This is a genomic window from Fusicatenibacter faecihominis (assembly GCF_020686945.1).
GTDB lineage: Bacteria > Bacillota > Clostridia > Lachnospirales > Lachnospiraceae > Limivivens > Limivivens faecihominis.
On the sequence record NZ_JAJEPR010000082.1, the window covers coordinates 1 to 2,712 of the forward strand.

2 protein-coding genes are annotated in these 2,712 nt (G+C 40.4%); both read right to left on the reverse strand.

The features are described from left to right. Positions 1-1,097: recombinase family protein (locus LKD71_RS17845; RefSeq protein WP_227616408.1), on the reverse strand; the 1,097-nt coding region annotated here is incomplete at its 3' end. Between the two features lies 1 nt (position 1,098). Continuing rightward, the coding region (locus LKD71_RS17850) for a recombinase family protein (RefSeq protein ID WP_227616409.1) at positions 1,099-2,712 on the reverse strand (1,614 nt) is incomplete at its 5' end.

Sequence of the window (2,712 nt, forward strand, 5' to 3'; positions counted from 1 at the left end):
GTGCCATTTCTTTCTCTGGACAACGTCATGCGGTTGCCACAGCCTCCGCACCATATCTTTCCTGTATAGAAATTATGGTTTCTAATAGCTCCATTGTTCTGCTGATGTTTCTTCTTATAAGCTTCCGTATATTCCTGGATTTTAGATTGTACCTGTTGAAACAACTCTCTATCTATAATCCCTTCATGCGTATTCTCCACATGCACCCATTCACTCTCTGGTCGATTTCTCTGTTTATTTCCCTGGAAAACACTTTGCTGATATTTTCCAAATACAGAATCACCTGTGCAATGAACATCCTGAAGAACTCGTTTCACTTCATAATTGTTCCAGGGTTTTGACTCCGGAAGCGGCTTTTCACCGGTTTTATAGAATTTTCTCTGTAAAGTCGGCGATAAAACTCCATCTTTATTGAGCTGTCTTGCAATATCACTATAGTTCCTGCCATCCATATACATAGAAAATATACTTTTCAAATGTTCTGCAGCTTCTTCATCAACGATCAGCTGATGATGGTCTTCTTCTGACTTTCTGTAACCATACGGTTCCCAGGCACTTGTAAATTTTCCTTTTTTCCAAAGAGCTTTTTTTGCGCTGCTGCTCTTTTTGGCAAGGTCTTTCGAATAGAACTCATTGATAATATTCTTCAGTGGAACTGTAAGATCCACACCCTCTCTGAAGGAATCGAAATCATCTGTCACAGCCAGGAATCTTACATGAAAAAACGGAAATACTCGTTCAATATAGTTGCTGGTTTCGACATAATTTCTTCCAAGTCTGGACAAATCTTTTACAATAACACAATTGATTTTTCCATGCTTGATATCTTCCATCATCTGTACGAATCCAGGACGGTCAAAATTTGTACCTGAATAGTCTGAGTCCTTATAAACTTCCGCAACCGAAATATCTTCCGTATCTGCTACAAAGTTTTTCATCAATTCCACCTGGGTTTCTATCGTCCCTCTTTCTAATGTTTCTTCTGTTTCCATTGAAATTCTGGCATACAATCCTGCCCGGAATGGTCTTCTCACCTCTGTCTGGACGGTTGCACTGCCGACTACTTCCGGAATGTTTTTCCTACTCTTTCGTGCCATTTTATACAACCTCCTTTACCTTGACCTGCAGATTATTATCATCATCTATTACCGTATCAACTCCCATAGCCGGTAATTGATTCAGCAATGTCTGATAACAATCATCAAAATCAAAAGTGATCTCTATATTCTTTTTATCATATACTCTGATTTTCCTGATCAGTTCTACCACCACTGTGCGGGACAGTTCTTCAATATCCTGATATTTCACAAAATAATCCAGCCAGGTATTGGCATTGTCTGCTTTTTCCAGCTCACTATCCATTTCTTTCTGGATTGCACGGATACTCTCTTCCGCATTTCTAAGCCTCTTTCCATAGGCTGCATGAAGCTCTACATAGTCTTCTTTTGATACAATGCCCTCTTTCATATCCGAATAGAGCATCATCCGTAACTCCTTACAACGTTCTGTCTCCTGTTTTTTCTTCTCCAGCCTGTCCTGCAGCTTCTTCATATTGATCTCCTGAAATGGCACAGTACCAACAAATTCCAGGACTCTTTTCAGGTGCAGGATATTCTGGATATGCTGTTTCAGCATCACCAGTACGGCATCTTCCAGATCCTTTTCCGGTATTCTATGACTAGAACAGCGTTTTGTTTCTTTATTTGCGGAACATAGATAATAAGCATATTTTTTCCCTGCCACAGTAGAAACCTTTCTTGTCATAGGTGCACCACAATCCGCACATACAGCAATTCCGGATAACAGATATACTTGCTTTTGGTCAGGCGAAGTACGTGTATCCATGCCCAGAAGTCTCTGAACAATTTCAAAATCACGGTCACTCACCAATGGCTCATGATTTTTCTCAATCCGGATCCAGTCATCTTCCGGTTTCACATAAGTCTGCTTCACTTTATGGTTCGGTGTCGTCCTTTTTCCCTGCACAAGGTTTCCGATATAAACCTCGTTTTCCAGTATCCTGCGGACGGTAACGGAACTCCAAAGTGCCTGTTCTTTCTGCCGAAAGCCTGTTTCATAATGACTGCCACTGCTGATTTTATACTCAAATGGGGAAAGAATACCCAGTTCATTTAAACGATTAGCAATCGCATCCTGACTCATTCCCTGCAGCTTCATCTTAAAAATATCCTGTACTACACTGCCTGCAGATGGATCAATCTCTAATTTATGCTTATCTGTCTTTGCCTTCCTGTATCCAAAAGCTACAAACGGAGTCACGCATTCGCCTTTTTTCCTCTTAATCTCAAGATTACTCCTGATCTTAATAGAAATGTCACGGCAATAAGCATCATTGATTAAATTCTTAAATGGGATAATAATTTCGTCTGCCTGATTCTTTCCCTTGAGACTGTCATAATTGTCATTGATGGCAATAAAACGCACACCAAGAGCCGGGAATAATCTCTCGATATACTTCCCAGAATCAATATATTCCCTTCCAAATCGTGATAAATCTTTTACCACTACGCAGTCTACAATCCCACGCCGGATATCTTCCAGCATTGCCTGGAATGCTGGGCGCTCAAAATTAGAGCCTGAGTAGCCATCATCAACTCGGACTGAAACAACTTCTATATCTTTTTTGTCTTTCAGGAAATCCAGAATCAAAGCTTTCTGGTTAGAAATGCTGTTACTTTCCAGTTTTGCTGA